At 33.0% G+C, this 22582-nt stretch carries 11 protein-coding genes, 1 tRNA gene and 5 rRNA genes; 11 read left to right on the top strand and 6 right to left on the bottom strand.

What is annotated here, in order from left to right:
* Positions 1–26: 26 nt before the first annotated feature.
* A complete protein-coding gene (locus OY14_02120; protein ID AJA90242.1) occupies positions 27–344 on the bottom strand; it encodes a hypothetical protein in 318 nt (105 codons plus the stop codon).
* A gap of 206 nt (positions 345–550) precedes the next feature.
* Between OY14_02120 and OY14_02115 the strand changes: the two genes are divergently transcribed.
* The 3 genes from OY14_02115 to OY14_02105 all read left to right on the top strand — a co-directional run bounded on the left by OY14_02115 (position 551) and on the right by OY14_02105 (position 3620).
* A complete protein-coding gene (locus OY14_02115) occupies positions 551–1225 on the top strand; it encodes a 16S rRNA methyltransferase (protein ID AJA90640.1) in 675 nt (224 codons plus the stop codon).
* Between the two features lie 95 nt (positions 1226–1320).
* Positions 1321–1869, top strand: coding sequence for a nucleoside 2-deoxyribosyltransferase (locus OY14_02110; protein ID AJA90241.1), 549 nt, complete (start codon positions 1321–1323; stop codon positions 1867–1869).
* A 207-nt stretch (positions 1870–2076) separates the two neighbouring features.
* Positions 2077–3620 (top strand): 16S ribosomal RNA (locus tag OY14_02105).
* Between the two features lie 242 nt (positions 3621–3862).
* Here the strand turns inward: OY14_02105 and OY14_02100 are convergent.
* Positions 3863–3936: transfer RNA gene (locus OY14_02100), tRNA-Ile, on the bottom strand.
* Positions 3937–4918: 982 nt separating this feature from the next.
* Here OY14_02100 and OY14_02095 point away from each other — a divergent pair.
* The 8 genes from OY14_02095 to OY14_02060 all read left to right on the top strand — a co-directional run bounded on the left by OY14_02095 (position 4919) and on the right by OY14_02060 (position 18462).
* Positions 4919–5479 (top strand): 3-methyladenine DNA glycosylase, encoded by a 561-nt coding sequence (locus tag OY14_02095; GenBank protein ID AJA90240.1) that lies wholly within the window; start codon positions 4919–4921, stop codon positions 5477–5479.
* 119 nt (positions 5480–5598) lie between these two features.
* A complete protein-coding gene (locus tag OY14_02090; GenBank protein ID AJA90239.1) occupies positions 5599–6441 on the top strand; it encodes a hydrolase in 843 nt (280 codons plus the stop codon).
* A gap of 196 nt (positions 6442–6637) precedes the next feature.
* Positions 6638–9572: ribosomal RNA gene (locus OY14_02085) — 23S ribosomal RNA — on the top strand.
* Between the two features lie 21 nt (positions 9573–9593).
* Positions 9594–9704 (top strand): 5S ribosomal RNA (locus tag OY14_02080).
* Positions 9705–9879: 175 nt separating this feature from the next.
* Positions 9880–12814, top strand: a 23S ribosomal RNA gene (locus OY14_02075).
* Positions 12815–12835: 21 nt separating this feature from the next.
* Positions 12836–12946, top strand: a 5S ribosomal RNA gene (locus tag OY14_02070).
* A gap of 100 nt (positions 12947–13046) precedes the next feature.
* Complete coding sequence (locus OY14_02065; GenBank protein AJA90238.1) at positions 13047–17555, top strand: histidine kinase; 4509 nt, start codon at positions 13047–13049, stop codon at positions 17553–17555.
* Positions 17545–18462: a diguanylate cyclase gene (locus tag OY14_02060; protein AJA90639.1), complete on the top strand. Its 918-nt coding sequence runs from the start codon at positions 17545–17547 to the stop codon at positions 18460–18462. Before OY14_02065 ends, OY14_02060 begins: the two co-directional genes overlap by 11 nt.
* Positions 18463–18482: 20 nt before the next feature.
* Here OY14_02060 and OY14_02055 read toward each other — a convergent pair whose 3' ends face one another.
* Genes OY14_02055 through OY14_02040 form a run of 4 tightly spaced genes read right to left on the bottom strand, consistent with a single transcriptional unit; the run spans position 18483 to position 22564 of the window.
* Positions 18483–19520, bottom strand: a complete 1038-nt coding sequence (locus OY14_02055) for a hypothetical protein (protein ID AJA90237.1) — start codon at positions 19518–19520, stop codon at positions 18483–18485.
* Positions 19521–20156: an adenylate kinase gene (locus tag OY14_02050; protein AJA90236.1), complete on the bottom strand. Its 636-nt coding sequence runs from the start codon at positions 20154–20156 to the stop codon at positions 19521–19523. It lies immediately after the preceding gene.
* Between the two features lie 41 nt (positions 20157–20197).
* Positions 20198–21412, bottom strand: a complete 1215-nt coding sequence (locus OY14_02045) for a pheromone shutdown protein (GenBank protein ID AJA90235.1) — start codon at positions 21410–21412, stop codon at positions 20198–20200.
* Between the two features lie 24 nt (positions 21413–21436).
* Complete coding sequence (locus OY14_02040; protein AJA90234.1) at positions 21437–22564, bottom strand: chemotaxis protein CheY; 1128 nt, start codon at positions 22562–22564, stop codon at positions 21437–21439.
* Positions 22565–22582 lie beyond the last annotated feature (18 nt).

The following is a 22582-nucleotide window of genomic DNA, read 5'->3' as shown; positions in this document are numbered from 1 at the left end:
ATTAAAATAGGTAGAATATGTTTTGGTTAATTATGAGATTTAGAATATACGGTGATAATTAGGGCCATATTATATATCAGTATTATTAAATTTCCCCAACTTAGGTAGAAATTGTTTTTGTCATAGTTGAAGATCCAGATCCCAGCATAAACGCCTAAAAATCCTCCTATGGAAGATGTAAACATAATCAAGTTAGGATCAATTGTATGTTGATTGATTTTGTTTTGGGTCTCTTTAGCATCAGACTGCTCGGTAAATTTACTATCAATAAAGATCATAGCAAAGCCTGCAAGAGTAATACATAGAAAATAAATTATGAATATTTTTCTAATTAATGCAAACATAAATTGTCCTTTTCTTTTAACTTTTTAGTTATTAATACTTAATAATATAACTAAATGTAACACAAAAGCAAGTATTTTTATAACTATATAAATGTAGCTTATAGCTTATTCTTGTATTAGTTAGTAAAGATTTTGGGGTCTTATTATTAAGAGAAATGCTTTTAATATATTATTTTATTTTTGTTTTGGAGGAATCAAAAAGAGCTATGTTATATATTGTTGGCACACCAATAGGTAATTTAGGAGACATTACTTATCGAGCAATTGAGGTTTTAAAATCGGTAAATGTTATTTTCGCAGAAGATACAAGAGTCACCAGCAAACTTTTGTCGAGATATAAAATTAATAAAAAAATGATTTCATGTAATGCCGTAACAGAAAATAAGAAGGTAAGCTTATTATTAGAATATTTGGCAAAAGGAGTTTCTGTCGCTTTTGTTAGTGACGCTGGTACCCCATGTCTTAGTGATCCTGGTGGCTTATTAGTTGCTTCTGCTTTTAGAGAGGGTTACAAAGTTTGTCCAATTCCTGGAGTAAGCTCTTTTAATACGATTGTAAGCGTTAACCCTTTTAGAGATAAATCAGTTCTTTTTGAAGGATTTTTGCCCAATAAAGGTCTTAAAAGGCTTAAAAGGATTGCTGAGCTATATGAAAGGGGCGATGCATTTGTGTTGCTCGAATCTGGTTATAGGCTTTTAAAGTTACTTGTTGAAATTTCTTCTGTTAGTTTGGATGCAAAGATTCTTATTGGTCGTGAGATGACAAAAATCTATGAGGAGTATCAAATTGGCAAGCCTTTAGAGCTAAAAAATTACTTCGAATCAAGCAGGGAAAAAATTAAAGGAGAATTTACTATTTTAGTTAGCAGGAGTCGTTCATAATAAATGCTTACTATTTATAAGAAAAAAACTTTGTTGATTGCTTGTTTTGCGCGATTGATTTATTGTGTTATACTTGAATTTCAATAGGGGTTTTTATGAAAATTTATTTAGCTTGTCCATTCTTTAGCGAAGAAGAAATTAAACTTAGGGATGAGGTTTTAAAATTTCTTGAAGAGTTCAATTTGGATGTGTTTTCTCCAGAGCATCATGCTGTTAAAAAGATGGGATTGCTTGAAAAGGTTGATTATAAGTTTGCAAATAGAGATATAAGAGAGAAAATAAGAGAAGTAGATTTAAAAGAGCTAGTTAGTAGTGATGTTGTTTTAGCTTTGGTTAATTATGTTGATGCAGGTACAGCTTATGAGAGAGGATTCGCTTTTGCTAAAAAAATACCAAGTATAGATTTTTTTAAGGATAAGCAGGATTCTGATTTTTATAATTTAATGTATAGTGATTGCAACGCGTCTTTTTCTAATTATAGCGATCTTAGGGAAGGAATTTTGACCTTTAAAGAACTGTGGATAAAGTTTAAAGGAGATAATGAAAATTTTAGAACTTTTTTTGATTATTTAAAAGCTAAATTAGGGAATAAATTAAAAAAAATCCTTACAACTTTACCTGTTAATGAAAAATGTGGTTGTTAATGTTTTTATCTTGGTTGGTTAATAAAATTTATTTTTTATGTTTTGTAGTAATAAAAAAATATAAAGGTATTGACAATGTGATCCTTCTTTTGTTAAAGTGTTAAAGGTTGAAATAATTATTGGAAGATGAGAGAAGGGAAGAGTTAAGTAAGGTTAAAAGCCAAACAAAAGAATAAACAAAACCTGTTAATTTTTTAAATGTAAAATAAAAATAACGAAGAGTTTGATCCTGGCTTAGAACTAACGCTGGCAGTGCGTCTTAAGCATGCAAGTCAAACGGGATGTAGCAATACATTCAGTGGCGAACGGGTGAGTAACGCGTGGATGATCTACCTATGAGATGGGGATAACTATTAGAAATAGTAGCTAATACCGAATAAGGTCAATTAATTTGTTAATTGATGAAAGGAAGCCTTTAAAGCTTCGCTTGTAGATGAGTCTGCGTCTTATTAGCTAGTTGGTAGGGTAAATGCCTACCAAGGCGATGATAAGTAACCGGCCTGAGAGGGTGAACGGTCACACTGGAACTGAGATACGGTCCAGACTCCTACGGGAGGCAGCAGCTAAGAATCTTCCGCAATGGGCGAAAGCCTGACGGAGCGACACTGCGTGAATGAAGAAGGTCGAAAGATTGTAAAATTCTTTTATAAATGAGGAATAAGCTTTGCAGGAAATGGTAAAGTGATGACGTTAATTTATGAATAAGCCCCGGCTAATTACGTGCCAGCAGCCGCGGTAATACGTAAGGGGCGAGCGTTGTTCGGGATTATTGGGCGTAAAGGGTGAGTAGGCGGATATATAAGTCTATGCGTAAAATACCACAGCTCAACTGTGGAACTATGTTGGAAACTGTATGTCTAGAGTCTGATAGAGGAAGTTAGAATTCCTGGTGTAAGGGTGGAATCTGTTGATATCAGGAAGAATACCGGAGGCGAAGGCGAACTTCTGGGTCAAGACTGACGCTGAGTCACGAAAGCGTAGGGAGCAAACAGGATTAGATACCCTGGTAGTCTACGCTGTAAACGATGCACACTTGGTGTTAACTAAAAGTTAGTACCGAAGCTAACGTGTTAAGTGTGCCGCCTGGGGAGTATGCTCGCAAGAGTGAAACTCAAAGGAATTGACGGGGGCCCGCACAAGCGGTGGAGCATGTGGTTTAATTCGATGATACGCGAGGAACCTTACCAGGGCTTGACATATATAGGATATAGTTAGAGATAATTATTCCCCGTTTGGGGTCTATATACAGGTGCTGCATGGTTGTCGTCAGCTCGTGCTGTGAGGTGTTGGGTTAAGTCCCGCAACGAGCGCAACCCTTATTATCTGTTACCAGCATGTAATGATGGGGACTCAGATAAGACTGCCGGTGATAAGTCGGAGGAAGGTGAGGATGACGTCAAATCATCATGGCCCTTATGTCCTGGGCTACACACGTGCTACAATGGCCTGTACAAAGCGAAGCGAAACAGTGATGTGAAGCAAAACGCATAAAGCAGGTCTCAGTCCGGATTGAAGTCTGAAACTCGACTTCATGAAGTTGGAATCGCTAGTAATCGTATATCAGAATGATACGGTGAATACGTTCTCGGGCCTTGTACACACCGCCCGTCACACCACCCGAGTTGAGGATACCCGAAGCTATTATTCTAACCCGCAAGGGAGGAAGGTATTTAAGGTATGTTTAGTGAGGGGGGTGAAGTCGTAACAAGGTAGCCGTACTGGAAAGTGCGGCTGGATCACCTCCTTTCTAAGAGAAAGGTAAATTAATTCTAATTTCGTTAACTCTTCCCTCCTCTTTTCTTTTGATGATAATTTTTATGTAATTGAATCCAAGAAGTCAGAAATTAGCCATTTTTAGAATAAAATTAGTTGTTGTAATGAGTTGTAAATATGCTTTAAAACTAACCAAATTTTTTGCTATGATCTTCTTAATTAATAGTTTAAGTTAGCTTTGTAGGAATTAAGACAATAAAACGCTTTTAAATTTTTATATTGGGACCAGGATGAGTTGAACATCCGACCTCAGGTTTATCAGACCTGCGCTCTAACCACCTGAGCTATGATCCCTTAAACATACTAACTCTTTTCAAATTTTATTTTAATCTTTTGGCTTTGTCAATATATTTTGCATCTTTTCAAGATGCAAGAAATATTTCATCTAATTTATAATTTTTTAGATGTTGTTCAATACTTGTTATTTTATATAAGTATTTTACGAAGTTTGCAAATTTTATTTTTGGCTGTTTGAAAGATTATTATAATCGATACCCATCTTTTTTAAGATTGAAATTTCAATTACAGTATTTAATTACATGTTTATAGCGTGTGTAAATCATAAAAACTTTTAAGATTATAGCATTATTCCTTGATTTAACTTTTTTACAAGAGGTTGGCAATGATTAATTAAATTTATCCTTTTTATTTTGATAACTTTTTAAGATATCTTATTTAAGGATGGATTAATTTTAAGAATTATTTTCTATTAATCAACTTGATTAATTTTTTATTTTTACTGCTTGAATAATTTTATAGATTAGTATTTTTATATAATTTTATTTATATTAGGCTGATCCGCCTCTTTTAATTTGGTTTTATAGGCTATAAAGATATATATAAAGGATAATTCTAAAAGGACAATATACTTGATTTGTTATGTGCGATTAATGTTTGTTTTTTTCAATGCAAAACATTTTATTGGTGGTGTTTATAATTGGATAAAACTTCAAGTATCTATTTTAGGAATTAATTTTTATTAATAGATGGTACATTGATTAGGTCTTCTCATAAATTGTATATTCCCAATTTAGATTTTAAAGAATTGTTTTTAATTTTTTATATAAGTAGATCTAAATAATATAGCTTTATGTAATTTAAAATTTTTGCGCTTTACTTAGTAAAGTTTATTAATTGACCAAAAATTTTATTAAATATGTATTATTGGATGAAAATTTTTTAGTTTTTATTCTTATTGTGGGTCATATGTTATGGTATTTTACATGTTCTATCAATAATATTTTTATTATTGTTATCTTGTTTTAAAATTGAGGTCATGGATCGATGTTTTTTTTTGCAAGATGCTATTACTGTTGCAAGGTTGTTGCTTGGCAATCTATTGATCAGAAAAATTGATAAAAAAGAAATAGTTACCAAAATCGTTGAAACAGAAGCTTATATGGGGATAACAGATAGTGCTTGTCATTCTTATGGTGGCAAGAGAACAAATCGAACAAATGCTATGTATAACATAGGGGGGTATTCTTATGTATATATAATATATGGCATACATTATATGTTTAACGTTGTGACTTCAGATAAAAATAATCCTCAAGCTGTTTTAATCAGAAGTGTGGAGCCCATTTCTATATCATTAGAAGAGAAAAGTATTCTTACTAATGGTCCTGGCAAACTTACAAAATTTTTAAACATTGATTTAACTTTTAATAAAGTTGATCTTATCGGGAATAATGAGCTTTTTTTACAAAAGGGCTTGAACCTAGATTTTAATATAGTTTGTTCAAAAAGAATAAATATCAATTATGCACAAGAGAGGGATATGAATAAGCTTTGGAGGTTTTATATTGAAAACAATAAATTTGTTTCAAGGCCTTGATTTTTTTAAATGAAGTTTTAAAACATATATTATTATTAAATTTGATTATTTATGCTTTAAAAGCGATTTATTGAGAATAAATTATTTGTGATATTATATCTTACAAGAGAGATTTATATATGAATTCTAATTATAAAAGATATAAATTGTTGGTTTTTGATCTTGATGGAACTTTGTTAAATGACAGTCATGAGATTTCTTTTTTAACTCTTGAGGTCCTTTTGGCTTTGGAGAGAGATTTTAAAATAATTATTGCAACTGGTAGAAGGTTGATTGAAATTAAAAATGTCAGAAATCAATTAAAAGAAGTTAATATTAATGAAAGTTATCTTGTAACGGCAAATGGAGCTGAAGTTTTTTTGCAAGAAAATTTGATTTTTAGACATACAATGAGTTATAGCTTGGTAAAAGAAATTCTCAAGATACATAAAAGCAATGTTGATGTTAATCTTTATACCTTTGATACTTGGTATTCCAATTCAGATGTTAAAAGTCCTATTATGAAACATTTTATTAGAGATTTAGGTTTAAGTGTTGTTATTGGAGATTTGACTAAGTTGGACGTTGATTTTGTTTCTAAGATTGTTTATTATTGTGATAATTTGTCAACTCTTAATAAACTTGATGATGAGATTAATAGTAAGGATTTTCAAGATATAAGGGTGTTTTTTTCTTCTAAGGATTTATTAGAGGTTACCAATATTAATGCTGACAAATATAATGCTATTAAAAATATTGCTTTGCTTGAGAGTATACCATTGTGCGATGTTTTGGCGTTTGGAGATAATAATAATGATTATGAGATGCTTAAAAATCTTGGCAAAGGAGTTTTAATGAAAAATTCCAATGAATTTCTTAAGGCTAATTTATCAAATAATGAAATAACAAGATTTAGTAATAATGAGGACGGTGTTGCTAGATTTTTGATTGATTTTTTTGAGCTTGATATCAAATATGGATGATTTGTATTCGTATGTTTAGCATTTGGTTTTGTTTTGTCAGAATCTTTTATTTAAAATATAAAAATTTTTGTTAGTAATATATTTTTGTAAATTTATTTATTAAAATATTGAAATAAGTATTGACATGAATTAAACAAAGATATATATTATTTTATGTTGCATAAACAAATTGGCAAAATAGAGATGGAAGATAAAAATATGGTCAAAGTAATAAGAGTCTATGGTGAATGCCTAGGAGCTTTAAGGCGAAGAAGGTCGTGGTAAGCTGCGAAAAGCTTGGGGGAGAAGCAAACATTTATTGATCCCAAGATTACCGAATGGAGTAATCCAGCTAGCAAGATGCTGGCTATCTATTATTTAAGTAATAGAGGCGATACCAGGGGAAGTGAACCATCTAAGTACCCTGAGGAAAAGAAATCAAAGAGATTCCCTTAGTAGCGGCGAGCGAAAGGGGAGTAGCCCAAACTTTAAATGTGCCAAGCTACAGAGCGTTGCATTTAGAGGGTTGTAGGACGTTTAAGCTTAGTCTGTGATAAGCAAAAAAGTTACAAAATATTTATATAGAAGAATAATCTGGAAAGTTTAACCAAAGAAGGTGATAGTCCTGTAATTTAAATGTAAATATCTTTTTAAAATGTTCCTGAGTAGGACGAGACACGAGAAACCTTGTCTGAAGCTGGGGAGACCACTCTCCAAGGCTAAATACTAAAAAGCTACCGATAGAGAAGAGTACCGTGAGGGAAAGGTGAAAAGAACCCCGGGAGGGGAGTGAAATAGAACTGAAACCGTAGACTTACAAGCAGTCAAAGCCGTAATTTATTGCGGTGATGGCGTGCCTTTTGCATAATGAACCTGCGAGTTATCATGTCTAGCAAGGTTAAAGCATAGAAGTGCTGGAGCCGAAGCGAAAGCGAGTCTTAAAAGGGCGATTTAGTTAGATGTGGTAGACCCGAAGCCGAGTGATCTATTTATGGCCAGGCTGAAGCTTGGGTAAAACCAAGTGGAGGGCCGAACTCTAGTCTGTTTAAAAAGGCAGGGATGAGCTGTGAATAGGAGTGAAAGGCTAAACAAACTCGGAGATAGCTGGTTCTCCCCGAAATGGATTTAAGTTCAGCCTTATTTTAGTTTAATAGAGGTAGAGCACTAATTGAGCTAGGGCCTGTCAAAGGGTACCAAACTCAGTTAAACTCCGAATGCTATTAAATGATGAATAGGAGTGAGACTGTGGGCGATAAGGTTCATAGTCGAGAGGGAAACAACCCAGACCAACAGCTAAGGTCTCAAAAATGTGTTAAGTGGAAAAGGAGGTTTAGGTACGTAAACAGCCAGGAGGTTGGCTTAGAAGCAGCCATACCTTTAAAGAGTGCGTAATAGCTCACTGGTCGAGTACTTAAGCGCCGATAATGTAACGGGGCTAAACACATTACCGAAGCTTTGGATTTTAACTAAAGTTAAAATGGTAGGGGAGCGTTCTGTAAGCCAGAGAAGTCAAGCTGGAAAGCTTGATGGAGGTATCAGAAGTGAGAATGCAGGTATGAGTAACGAAAAAATGGGTGAGATCCCCATTCGCCGAAAACCTAAGGTTTCCTGGGTAAAGGTCGTCTTCCCAGGGTTAGTCGGCCCCTAAGGCAAAGCTGAAAAGTGTAGTCGATGGGAAACGGGTTAATATTCCCGTACCTCTTATAGTTTCGATGGAGTGACGCATGAGGTTAACTACTGCTAGGCGATGGTTGTCCTAGTTTAAGCATTAAGGTGATGATCTTAATAGGAAAATCCGTTAAGAGAGCTAAGATGTGATGATGAGTGTTATTTAGGTAACATGAAATGTAGGTAGTCAAGGTGCCAAGAAATAGCTTCTAAGGTTAGGCTATAAGGGACCGTACCGCAAACCGACACAGGTAGGTGGGATGAAAATTCTAAGGCGCGCGAGAGAATCCACGTTAAGGAACTCTGCAAAATACGTACGTAACTTCGGGATAAGTACGACCTAAGTAATTAGGTAGCATAAAAATGGTCCAAACGACTGTTTACCAAAAACACAGGTCTCTGCAAATCTGTAAAGAGAAGTATAGGGACTGACACCTGCCCGGTGCTGGAAGGTTAAGAGGAGATGTTAGTTTATTCGAAGCATTGAATTTAAGCCCCAGTAAACGGCGGCCGTAACTATAACGGTCCTAAGGTAGCGAAATTCCTTGTCGGGTAAGTTCCGACCCGCACGAATGGTGTAACGATTTGGACGCTGTCTCAACGTGGAGCTCGGTGAAATTGAAGTATCGGTGAAGATGCCGATTACTTGTGGTTAGACGGAAAGACCCCGTGAACCTTTACTATAGCTTGGTATTGAGATTTGATTAAATATGTGTAGGATAGGTGGGAGACTTTGAAGCTATCTCGTTAGGGATAGTGGAGTCAATCTTGAAATACCACCCTTGTTTAATTAAGTTTCTAACTTATAGAAATATGAGGAGAGTGCCAGGTGGGTAGTTTGACTGGGGCGGTCGCCTCCTAAAGAGTAACGGAGGTGCGCAAAGGTTACCTTAGAGTGGTTGGAAATCACTTTGTAAGTGTAAAGGCATAAGGTAGCTTAACTGTAAGACTGACAAGTCGAACAGATACGAAAGTAGGTCTTAGTGATCTGGCGGTGGCAAGTGGAAGCGCCGTCACTTAACGAATAAAAGGTACTCCGGGGATAACAGGCTTATCCTCCCCAAGAGTTCACATCGACGGGAGGGTTTGGCACCTCGATGTCGGCTCATCGCATCCTAGGGCTGGAGCAGGTCCTAAGGGTATGGCTGTTCGCCATTTAAAGCGGTACGCGAGCTGGGTTCAGAACGTCGTGAGACAGTTTGGTCCCTATCTGCCACAAGCGTTGGATATTTGAGAGGAGCTATTTTTAGTACGAGAGGACCGAAATGGACGAACCTCTAGTGTACCAGTTATCCTGCCAAGGGTAAGTGCTGGGTAGCTACGTTCGGAAAGGATAACCGCTGAAAGCATCTAAGTGGGAAGCCTTCCTCAAGATGAGATATCCTTTAAGGGTCCTGGAAGAATACCAGGTTGATAGGTTAGAAGTGTAAGTATAGTAATATATTAAGCTGACTAATACTAATTACCCGTATCTTTGGCCATATTTTTATCTTCCTTATAAAAACCCTGGTGGTTAAAGAAGAGAGGAAACACCTGTTATCATTCCGAACACAGAAGTTAAGCTCTTATTCGCTGATGGTACTGCGAGTTCGCGGGAGAGTAAGTTATTGCCAGGGTTTTTATTTTATATTTTAAGTCTTGATTTTATTTTTATACTTAAAATTTTTATTTTTTGGGATGTTTTGTTCAAATAAAATAAAAAGTGAAATAAGTATTGACATGAATTAAACAAAGATATATATTATTTTATGTTGCATAAACAAATTGGCAAAATAGAGATGGAAGATAAAAATATGGTCAAAGTAATAAGAGTCTATGGTGAATGCCTAGGAGCTTTAAGGCGAAGAAGGTCGTGGTAAGCTGCGAAAAGCTTGGGGGAGAAGCAAACATTTATTGATCCCAAGATTACCGAATGGAGTAATCCAGCTAGCAAGATGCTGGCTATCTATTATTTAAGTAATAGAGGCGATACCAGGGGAAGTGAACCATCTAAGTACCCTGAGGAAAAGAAATCAAAGAGATTCCCTTAGTAGCGGCGAGCGAAAGGGGAGTAGCCCAAACTTTAAATGTGCCAAGCTACAGAGCGTTGCATTTAGAGGGTTGTAGGACGTTTAAGCTTAGTCTGTGATAAGCAAAAAAGTTACAAAATATTTATATAGAAGAATAATCTGGAAAGTTTAACCAAAGAAGGTGATAGTCCTGTAATTTAAATGTAAATATCTTTTTAAAATGTTCCTGAGTAGGACGAGACACGAGAAACCTTGTCTGAAGCTGGGGAGACCACTCTCCAAGGCTAAATACTAAAAAGCTACCGATAGAGAAGAGTACCGTGAGGGAAAGGTGAAAAGAACCCCGGGAGGGGAGTGAAATAGAACTGAAACCGTAGACTTACAAGCAGTCAAAGCCGTAATTTATTGCGGTGATGGCGTGCCTTTTGCATAATGAACCTGCGAGTTATCATGTCTAGCAAGGTTAAAGCATAGAAGTGCTGGAGCCGAAGCGAAAGCGAGTCTTAAAAGGGCGATTTAGTTAGATGTGGTAGACCCGAAGCCGAGTGATCTATTTATGGCCAGGCTGAAGCTTGGGTAAAACCAAGTGGAGGGCCGAACTCTAGTCTGTTTAAAAAGGCAGGGATGAGCTGTGAATAGGAGTGAAAGGCTAAACAAACTCGGAGATAGCTGGTTCTCCCCGAAATGGATTTAAGTTCAGCCTTATTTTAGTTTAATAGAGGTAGAGCACTAATTGAGCTAGGGCCTGTCAAAGGGTACCAAACTCAGTTAAACTCCGAATGCTATTAAATGATGAATAGGAGTGAGACTGTGGGCGATAAGGTTCATAGTCGAGAGGGAAACAACCCAGACCAACAGCTAAGGTCTCAAAAATGTGTTAAGTGGAAAAGGAGGTTTAGGTACGTAAACAGCCAGGAGGTTGGCTTAGAAGCAGCCATACCTTTAAAGAGTGCGTAATAGCTCACTGGTCGAGTACTTAAGCGCCGATAATGTAACGGGGCTAAACACATTACCGAAGCTTTGGATTTTAACTAAAGTTAAAATGGTAGGGGAGCGTTCTGTAAGCCAGAGAAGTCAAGCTGGAAAGCTTGATGGAGGTATCAGAAGTGAGAATGCAGGTATGAGTAACGAAAAAATGGGTGAGATCCCCATTCGCCGAAAACCTAAGGTTTCCTGGGTAAAGGTCGTCTTCCCAGGGTTAGTCGGCCCCTAAGGCAAAGCTGAAAAGTGTAGTCGATGGGAAACGGGTTAATATTCCCGTACCTCTTATAGTTTCGATGGAGTGACGCATGAGGTTAACTACTGCTAGGCGATGGTTGTCCTAGTTTAAGCATTAAGGTGATGATCTTAATAGGAAAATCCGTTAAGAGAGCTAAGATGTGATGATGAGTGTTATTTAGGTAACATGAAATGTAGGTAGTCAAGGTGCCAAGAAATAGCTTCTAAGGTTAGGCTATAAGGGACCGTACCGCAAACCGACACAGGTAGGTGGGATGAAAATTCTAAGGCGCGCGAGAGAATCCACGTTAAGGAACTCTGCAAAATACGTACGTAACTTCGGGATAAGTACGACCTAAGTAATTAGGTAGCATAAAAATGGTCCAAACGACTGTTTACCAAAAACACAGGTCTCTGCAAATCTGTAAAGAGAAGTATAGGGACTGACACCTGCCCGGTGCTGGAAGGTTAAGAGGAGATGTTAGTTTATTCGAAGCATTGAATTTAAGCCCCAGTAAACGGCGGCCGTAACTATAACGGTCCTAAGGTAGCGAAATTCCTTGTCGGGTAAGTTCCGACCCGCACGAATGGTGTAACGATTTGGACGCTGTCTCAACGTGGAGCTCGGTGAAATTGAAGTATCGGTGAAGATGCCGATTACTTGTGGTTAGACGGAAAGACCCCGTGAACCTTTACTATAGCTTGGTATTGAGATTTGATTAAATATGTGTAGGATAGGTGGGAGACTTTGAAGCTATCTCGTTAGGGATAGTGGAGTCAATCTTGAAATACCACCCTTGTTTAATTAAGTTTCTAACTTATAGAAATATGAGGAGAGTGCCAGGTGGGTAGTTTGACTGGGGCGGTCGCCTCCTAAAGAGTAACGGAGGTGCGCAAAGGTTACCTTAGAGTGGTTGGAAATCACTTTGTAAGTGTAAAGGCATAAGGTAGCTTAACTGTAAGACTGACAAGTCGAACAGATACGAAAGTAGGTCTTAGTGATCTGGCGGTGGCAAGTGGAAGCGCCGTCACTTAACGAATAAAAGGTACTCCGGGGATAACAGGCTTATCCTCCCCAAGAGTTCACATCGACGGGAGGGTTTGGCACCTCGATGTCGGCTCATCGCATCCTAGGGCTGGAGCAGGTCCTAAGGGTATGGCTGTTCGCCATTTAAAGCGGTACGCGAGCTGGGTTCAGAACGTCGTGAGACAGTTTGGTCCCTATCTGCCACAAGCGTTGGATATTTGAGAGGAGCTATTTTTAGTACGAGAGGACCGAAATGGACGAACCTCTAGTGTACCAGTTATCCTGCCAAGGGTAAGTGCTGGGTAGCTACGTTCGGAAAGGATAACCGCTGAAAGCATCTAAGTGGGAAGCCTTCCTCAAGATGAGATATCCTTTAAGGGTCCTGGAAGAATACCAGGTTGATAGGTTAGAAGTGTAAGTATAGTAATATATTAAGCTGACTAATACTAATTACCCGTATCTTTGGCCATATTTTTATCTTCCTTATAAAAACCCTGGTGGTTAAAGAAGAGAGGAAACACCTGTTATCATTCCGAACACAGAAGTTAAGCTCTTATTCGCTGATGGTACTGCGAGTTCGCGGGAGAGTAAGTTATTGCCAGGGTTTTTATTTTATATTTTAAGTCTTGATTTTATTGTATATATTTGTTTTTGCGTAGCATTAGTAAAATTATTGTATTTTAATAAGGAAATTTTAAAATAATATGAGAAAAGCAAATTTTTTAAGTATTAATTTCTTAATTTTGCTTTTGGTTTGCTTTGTTCATGCTAATTTATTTTCCAAGGATATTTTCAAGTTCAAGCTTATAGGTCAAAATTTTCCTTTTTATTATAAAAATAATAAAAAGGAATATGTTGGACTTATTTTTTCTATTCTAGATAAATGGGCAAAAGATAATAATGTTGATATTAGGGTTGAGCCTATTGATATTTTAAATGAAAGCGAAATTGAAGATGAAGCAATATATTTAGGATTGACTTACAATACAAAATTGAATGATTTGTTTTATTTTAAAAGTGAGTTAGCTAGAAGCATTGCAATTTTATTTTCTAAAAGCTCTAATAAAAAATATAAAAATACCCATTCAACATTTTTATCAAATTTTAATATAGGGGTTATTAAAAATACAATATATGAAGATATCTTAAGACTAAGAGGTGTTAACAATATTTGCTTGGTTGATAATGTCCAAAATTTAATATTAGCTTTAAAAAATGACAAAGTTGATTATATATATGGCGATTGTAAGACCTTAGATTATATTGCAAAGCGTTTTTTAGGTGAAGATCTTGTCATTTTTAATGGAGATATTTTTTATAGCATAAAAAATAGAGTAGCTATTAGTAGAAATGCTCCTGAGATAATAAAGAATTTAAATTTGGATTTATTTTCATATTTGATGGAAATGCCCGATGAGTATGTTTTTTCTTTTTTAGACAAAGCTTATAAGGGGAATTTTATTGAAGTTGGTTTATATAGCGATTATCCTCCTTTAAGTTTTATTAATTCAAATGAAAACTTGTCTGGCATTTTAGTAGATTTATGGAATCTTCTCTCAAAACAGTATATATTTAAACCTATTTTTAAGGGATTTCCTAAAGAGGATATTAAAAAATCATTAGATGGAAAGTCAGTAAACATTTTTGGGGGAATTATTAGTAATGATAGTGTATTTAAAAATGTTAATTACGTAGTAAGTAAGCCCATATATCCTCTTAATTTTAAATTTTATTCTAAAGGTTTAAACAATGGTGTTGGTCCAATAAATTCTCAGTTTATTGATTTTGATTTTAAAAATATTCATTTAAATAAAAATCAAGATATTGTTAATAACTTTATAGATATTGCTAATAATTCATATGGATTTATAGAAAATTCAATAACAACAAAATATTTATTAAAATTAAATGGATATAATGGTAAATTGAAATCTTACGATTCGATTTTTAATAAAAATAGGTTTTTAGTTTTAGCTATTGATAATAGGGTTTATAAATTTATTAAATATATTCTTAATGCTATATTTGATGATATTTCAATTGAATCTTTGCTCCAAGTGGATAAAAATTGGTTAGATAAAGAAGAGATTAGTAATTCTCGAATAAATAGCTATAAAATTATGAATAAGCTTAAATTTAATATAGAAGAGAAAATTTGGTTATTAAAAAATAATAAATTAAATCTTGCTGTTAAAAATTGGTATCCAATAGATTATGTTAAAGCAAATAATTATAAAGGAATAAATCAATTTTTGCTTGATAAGATTAAAATGTTTTCAGGCATAGAGTTTGACATAATTGAAACATATAGTAATTCAGATCTTAAAAAATTAATTAAATCTGGAAAAATCGATATTATAAATACTAGTACAGTTGATTCAAATTTAGATAATGTTTTTAATATAAGATTAAATTCTCGAATTCCACTTTATATTTTTTCAAATAAGAAAAGAGTGCTTCCATCTAGATCTTTAGGAAGGTTTGCTATACTTGATTTTTTATATAGTAAAAATTTGGCTTCTAATATTAAATCAAAGTTGTTTCTTGTAAGTAGCTTTAAAGAAGCTTTACTTCTGCTTTATAAAGGTAAAGTAGATGGGATTATTAGCGATGAGTATACAGCTGCTGCTGTTTTTGAAGAATTAAATATTATAGATGTTGAAAAACTTCCTACTTTTAGAGATTTGGCTTTTGATTTGAGTCTTGCTATTTATAATCAAGATTATATCTTGAAAGAAATTATTCATAAAGCTGTTTTGCGCTCGAATGTTGATAGTCGAACATATTTAAATGATTGGAAATTTGATATTTATTATAAATCCAAAAGTGTTGGGTTTATAAATTTAAAATTTTTAGCGTTAACATTTTTTATATTTTATTTTACTTTTTTAGGATTTGTGATAATTTTTATGTTTAAATTAGCACTTGAGCAGAAAAGAAGATACTCTTTTGTAATAAATGAAAAAAAAATTGCAGAAGCTGCTAATGCTGCTAAAACCATTTTTATAGCCAACATCAGTCATGATATTCGTACCCCTATTAATGGAATAATGGCAGCTACTGAGCTTTTGGATACAACCGTTCTTACTAATGTTCAAAAAGATTATGTTAGGATGATAAATTATTCGTCTGATTCTTTGCTTTCTTTGATTGATGATATATTGTATTTATCTCAAATAGATGTCAATGAATTACATGTTGAGAGTCAAGAGATTGACCTAGAAAGTGAAATGGAAATAGTTTTGAAAACTTTTCAATCACAATGTGTAAAGAAAAATATTGATTTATTCTCTTATTCTAAATCTATTTTTAAAAATTACATTAAGGGTGACATTGTAAAAATTAAACAAGTTTTAATTAATTTAATAGGAAATGCTTTTAAGTTTACAGATGATGGCGTGATTGTTTTAAACTATGAAGAAATAAGCAGAATAAAGGATAATAATAGGGTATTGGTTACACTTGAATTTAAAGTAATAGATACAGGCAAAGGTATTAAAAGGGAAAATTTTTCTAAGATATTTGAAATATTTAAACAAGAAGATGATTCTTCTTCAAGAGTTCATGAAGGTGTAGGATTGGGATTGTCAATATCTAGAGAGCTTGTAAGACTAATGGGTGGTCTTGGCATTACTGTTGATAGCAAGGTTGGAGAGGGTACAACTTTTTCATTTATGTTGCCCTTTTTCTTAGGAAATGAGCTTAGAAGTGAAAATTTATCAATTAATAGATTTCAATTAATAAATAGTAATAATAAAGTATTGAATGTGCTCTTAAGCCAAAAGTCTATTAAAATTTTTGAACACTGCTCTGCTTTGTTGGGTTGCTCTTCTAATGTGCATTATGTAGCATCTTTTGAGAATGCTTATAAATTCTTTAAGGAACACCCTTTTTACGATTTTGTTTGTGTAAATGTAAATAACGATAATATTCAAGAGAGTATTCAATTCGCTAATAATATCGAAAAACTAAATTCTGATGTACAAATCGTTTTTTTGTTTTATTATTTAGATAATAAAACTTTAATAAATTTAAAATATATGTATGTTAAAAAGCCTTTAATGGGACTTGATATATGCTCTATTCTTTCTAAGAATAAAAAAGAGTTTAAAGTAGAAAGGGATTTTGAAGAATTTCTTCCAATAATAGATGGTTCTTTTAAGATAAAAGAACCTATTAATGTGCTAATAGCTGAAGATAATCAAGTAAATCAAAAGGTATTGAAAGACATTCTTGTTGTAATAGGTATTAATAAGGATTTTATTGATGTTGTAGATGATGGAGTCAAGGCTTTAAAAGTTTTAAAAGAGAAAAAATATTCTATCGCTTTTATTGATATACGAATGCCAAGATATGATGGATTTTCAGTAGCTAAAGAAATTAGAAAATTTGAAAAGGCAAAGAATTTAGAGTCATGTATTTTGGTCGCTGTAACAGCTCATGCTTTGCAAGAGTATAAAGACAAGTGTTTTGCAAGTGGGATGGATGACTACATCTCAAAACCAATACACATAAGTTCAATTAAAATCATATTCAAAAAATATTTCCATTTTGAAGTTGATGAGATTTTAGAAAATGAGGATTTGAGTCAGCTTGTTAAGTTTCCCAATTTAGATATTAATAAGGCTTTAAAAGAATTAAATCTTTCATACGCATCATATTCTGAGTTATGCAAAGGACTTGTTGATTTTATATCTATCAATATTATTGATTTAGAAAAAGCTTTTGATGAGGAAAATTTATTTTTAATTAGGGACATATCGCATTTAATATCTGGGGCTCTTTCTAATATGCGCAGTGAACTGTATAAAAATTTTAAAAAAATTGAAACAAGTAAAGATTCAATTTATGAGTTGAAAAAAATGTATTCTTTTGTAAAAGATGATTTATTGCAGCTCATAAGCGATATAAAGGAGAGTGTTTTGTTTGAGCCTGAGATTGTCAGTCAGAGCAAGCTATACTTTAAAAACAATGGTCAATTTTTAGATCTTCTCAACAAGCTTTTAATTAGTATTAAAACCAGAAAGCCAAGGGAATACAAAGAAATTCTTAAGAGCATTGATAAGTATGTTTTAGACGATAATATTCAGGTATTATTTAGTGATCTTCGCAAGAATTTAAGGTTATATAGATTTGCTGAGAGTTCTAAAATTCTTGAAGAGATTATTGAAACATTTAGTAATAGAGATATTAATAGTGGAAATGATAATTAAAGACAAAGCTTTTGAAGTGGAGAGTCAGAAGCTTTTAATTGTGGATGATTCTCCCACCAATTTGGATTTATTGGTAAATATATTGCAAGATGCTTATGAGGTTGAAGTTGCAACAAATGGGCTTGATGCTTTAAAGCAGGTTGAAAAAGATAGTCCTGATCTTGTGCTTCTTGACATCGGTCTTCCAGATATTAATGGCTATGAGGTATGCAGAAAGCTAAAAAGCGATCCTGATACTAAAGAGATTCCTGTAATTTTTATTAGTTCACGAGGTTCTACAGATGCTCAACTTGAGGGATTTAACGTTGGTGGAGTGGATTATATTTTAAAGCCTTTTAATAGCCGAATAATTGATGCTAGAGTTAAGACTCATCTTGAGTTGAAAAGATTAAGAGATTATTTTAAAAGTTTATCTAGAATTGATGGGCTTACTCAGATTCCAAACAGAAGATTTTTTATGGATAAATTTTCTAAGTCTTGGATGAAAGCTTTAGAAAGTAAAGAAATAATAATTGTTGGGATGTTAGATATTGATAATTTTAAAAATTACAACGATAATTATGGTCATACCAATGGTGATGAGTGTCTTAAATTGATTGCTAAGACCTTGTATAAGGTTTCTTCAAAATATAAAATAGATGTCGCTAGGTATGGAGGAGAAGAATTTATTTTTTTTTCTGTTAACAAAAGCCTAGATGAAATGATTAGCATTATTAAGGTAATGATTAATGATATAAAGGGTTTGAGGATAGTTCATGAGCATAGCAGTATTTCTAGCATTGTGACCGTTTCTATTGGTCTTGCTCAAGAAATTCCTATTGATAATAATTTTACCAATATTATTAAACTTGCTGATAGCAAACTTTATGAGGCTAAGGTTTCTGGAAGGAATCAGTTTAGATGTTAAAATTTTATATTTATTAAACTTTAGTATTTATAGGTTACAGAGATTCCAACAGAATCATAGTAAAAATAAGAATTACCAGTTGCTTCTCTTTTTGAAATGTCAGCCAGCCCAGCTGTATCATTTGTGTATGTGGGGTTTGTAGATAATTTAAACTTAAGGCCAATTGTTAAAGGCTTGATGACTTCAAAATTAGCAATAATCGAAATATTGTGATAAAAAATATCGCTTCCCCAACCCTTGTTTTCCCATGAGCTTATATTTCGTTCTTTCCCAATTTGTGTTTTTCCTTTGTAAAGAAGACCTATGGTATTAAGAGGTATTGGCATTTTGTAAGCTAAAAGGGCATAGGGGTTTATTAGTATTCCATTTAGATTTTTGCCTTCGTCAGCTTTGTATTTCCAAAGCTGGTCTTTATTGGCGTGAGGATTAATTAAGTATGTAAAATCATTGCCGATAACCGTAATAATGTGTGTCCATTCTCCTTGAAAAATAGCGTTTAAATCAAATTGTAATCGTCCTCCTGTTGTTATTTCTGAATAAAATTCAATAGAATTTGAATATTTTCCATTTTCGATGTGTACACCGATTCCCTTAAATCCAAAAGCTTCCCAACCTATACCAATTTCAGTTGATGCATATAAATTTAAAAAAGCAATAGGAATAAAACTTAGCATGCTTTTAAACGAAATACTGACAGGAGATAATCCGATATTTAAATCGATGTCTATACCGTTGTCTTTAAAAAATATAGAATTGGGATTGTTTAGAGCTTTAAAATTTTTATAGTATCCTAAGTATGATATTAATTTTATTCCTCCCCAATAATTATCTGGAATTTTTAAACTTGGTTTGATACTTTTGAAGTTGGGATGTTTAAAGCTTTGTGAAAAGTTGTTTCCATTCGTTCCTAGCTCGTGAGGAGGGTAATAAGCAGATTTAAAATTAAAGTAAAAATATTCTTTATTTAATTCTAAGTCCTGTTGTTCTTGGGCGAAAATTATTTTTGCTTGCAAAAATAGCAAGCAAAAGCAAATTTTTTTTATTAATATTTTTTTCATTTAATTTTCTTTTGACATTATTTCAATTATTTTTTTTCTCATTTCATCAATTCTAGCGGATGCATCAATATTGTTAAGTCTAGCGCGTTTTGAGTAAAATTCTATTAGTGGTTTTGTTTGCAATTTATATTCTTTAAGTCTTGTTTTTAAGCACTCTTCTTTATCATCTTCTCGTTGGTAAAGATTTCCCCCGCAAACATCGCAGATATTAATTTTTTTTGTTGCTAGGGTATATATGTTGAAAATATTATTGCAAGATTTACAAATTCTTCTTCCCGAGAGTCTTTTTATTATCAATTTTTCATTAATTAAAAAGTTTATTATTTTTACATTTGGTAGAAATTTGTCAAGAGCTTTGGCTTGGTAAATATTGCGTGGAAATCCATCTAAAATAAAATTTTTTTTCTTTTCAATAGCTTTAATTTTGTCTTCTACTATTTTGATTGTAATTGAATCGGGGACCAGTTCTCCTCTTTCAACAATTTTTTTTATTTCTTTCCCAAGGGTTGTAGAATTTAAAATATTTTCTCTAAATAAATCTCCTGTTGAAATGTGATAGTATTTAAATTCATTAGAAATAATTTTTGAAATAGTCCCCTTTCCAGAGCCTGGAGGACCTAAAAATACAAGCCCCATATATATACTCTCCTTGTGTAGATATTTATTATTTTAAGGGTTTATTTGAAAACATTTAATAGAAATTTAAGTCCCACAATTGTTCCAATTGTAGATCCAAGGTTTACAAAGATTACTATTAATAAAATTCTTGTAACTTTGTTCTTGAAATATCCTTTTGTTGTTGACAATTCTTCTTGTAGGTTCTCAAAATCTTTGACCTTTGGTTTGTTGATGTAAGCTTCAACAAGACCCGCAACCACTCCTGTTCCGATAAATGGTATTAAAGAGAATATTGGAGAGCCTATAATAGCAGTTAAAATTGTTAAAGGGTGAGATTTTAGTAAAATGGATGCAATGCCTGAAAAAAAAGAGTTAGATATTATCCAAAGTTCTAAATTTTTGTAAGCAAAATCAAATCCTTTAAAGTAAAAAGAGCTTGTTATTAGCAAAATTATTGAAATTGTGATCAAGTAAGATATTGCCTTACTAAGTGAAAAATATTTTTTAGGTATTCTAACGAGTTCTTCAATGTTTATTGTTTTATTATTTTGGTTTATTTCTTTTAGAGTTTTTATTATTCCATTTACATGACCTGCGCCTACAATGGCAAGGATAATTCCTGTTCCTTCAAGTATTTTGCTTGTAATAAATTCGTCTCTCTCGTCAATTAAAGCTTTTTTTACTTTGGGTATTTCTTTGGAAAGTTCTTCCATTATTTTTGAAAGAGCATCCTGTTCTTTTAGTTTTTCAATTTCATCTTTTGTGATTTTTGTATCTGTTAAGGAAAAAAGGCTAGATATTATTTTTACTTTTTCAAATATTGGGATAGATATCCAAGCTCTTTTTAGAGTGGTTTCAATTTTTCTATCAGCAAGAATTAGTGGAATATTGTGCTCCTTGGCTTTTAAAACAGCTGTTTTCATTTCTTCACCAGGTTTTATTCCTTGTTCTTTTGCTAATTTTTTTTGAAAATTACTAAGAATTATATTTATTATTAAAAAGAAAGCTTTTCCTTGTTTTAACGCTTTATATATATCTAAGTTTCTCCATTTTTCATTTTCATCAGTGTTTAAGATTGAATGATAGCGAGCTTCATCAAGTTCAACGGCAATATAGTTTGGTTTTAAGATTTCTATTAAATTTGCAGTATCTTCTGAGCTTTTTTTCGACACGTGAGCAGTTCCTAGTATATATATTGTTTTATTGTACATATTAAATTTACTTACATGAGAAAAACAGTCTGCTGTTTTGGTATTGTCTTTTTTGTTATCCAAAAAGTATTCCTTGTTTTGAAAAATTTAGCTATCATTTAGTATAGCTTTTAATAATTTTACCATATGGTTTAGTGGAACGATATAGTCTATATTATTTTCTTTTATTGCTATTTTTGGCATTCCAAAAACCATGGAACTTTCTTTGTCTTGCGCAATAGTTAGTCCTCCAGCTTTTTTTATATCGCCAATTTCTCTTGAGCCATCGTTTCCCATTCCAGTCATTATTAGGGCAATCGCTTTATCTTTTGAAATCTCTGCAATAGATTGAAACAATACTCCAATAGATGGTTTGTGGCCATTTATATGTTTGCCATCGAAGGTTTGTATTTGATAGTTGCCGTCGATTTTTTTGATTTTTGTGTGATATCCGCCCGAGCTTATGTATGCATATCCTTGTTTTAATATTTCTTTATTGGTAGTTTCTTTTACGTTTATTTTGCAAAGGTTATTAAGGTTTTTTGCAAATTCTTCTGTAAATCCTTTAGGCATATGTTGAACAATGATTATTGGCGGAAAGCTTTCAGGGATTTCCGGTAATATTGATTTTAAGGCTGCAGGTCCCCCTGCTGATACTCCAATTGCTATTATGTCGAATTTTCTTAGTTTAAGTTTTTTTATTTCTTTTTCATTTAATATTTTTTCTTTTGTATGTTCTTCAAGTTTAGTTAATGAAAAAATGTCATTTTTGCTATTTAAAGAAAATTTATCTTTTTCATAGTTTTTTGTTTTTATATCCTTATTGTTAGCAATTTTGTTTTTTATGGATATTGATCCATAGATTAGAAGAGAATTAATAATTTGGTCTTTTATGTTTTCATGCGATTTTTTATTTTTAGATACCAATATAAGGTCATCAGCGCCCTTTAAAGCTGCAATGTTTATTAAGTTTTGGTTTGAAGATGTGACAATAATTGGTATGGTTTTGTTTATATTGTTTTTTTTCTCTAAAAAGATAATATCTTTAATATTGTTTTCTTCTAAATTCATTAATATTACTTCAGGGCTATGCTTTTTAAGCTTATTTGTTGCAAATTTGCTATTAGAAGCAGTTGCAATGACTTGGAGCTGAGGAGATGAATTAACAAGTTCTGACATAAGCTTTCTCTTTACAGCAAAGTATTCTATGATAAGTACAGAAATTTTTGTTTCCATTATTACATTTTTTCCTAT

It is taken from the genome of Borreliella chilensis, from assembly GCA_000808095.1.
Classification (GTDB): Bacteria; Spirochaetota; Spirochaetia; order Borreliales; family Borreliaceae; genus Borreliella; species Borreliella chilensis.
Note: the sequence above shows the minus strand (reverse complement) of the source record. Positions and strands in the feature narration are given on the sequence as shown.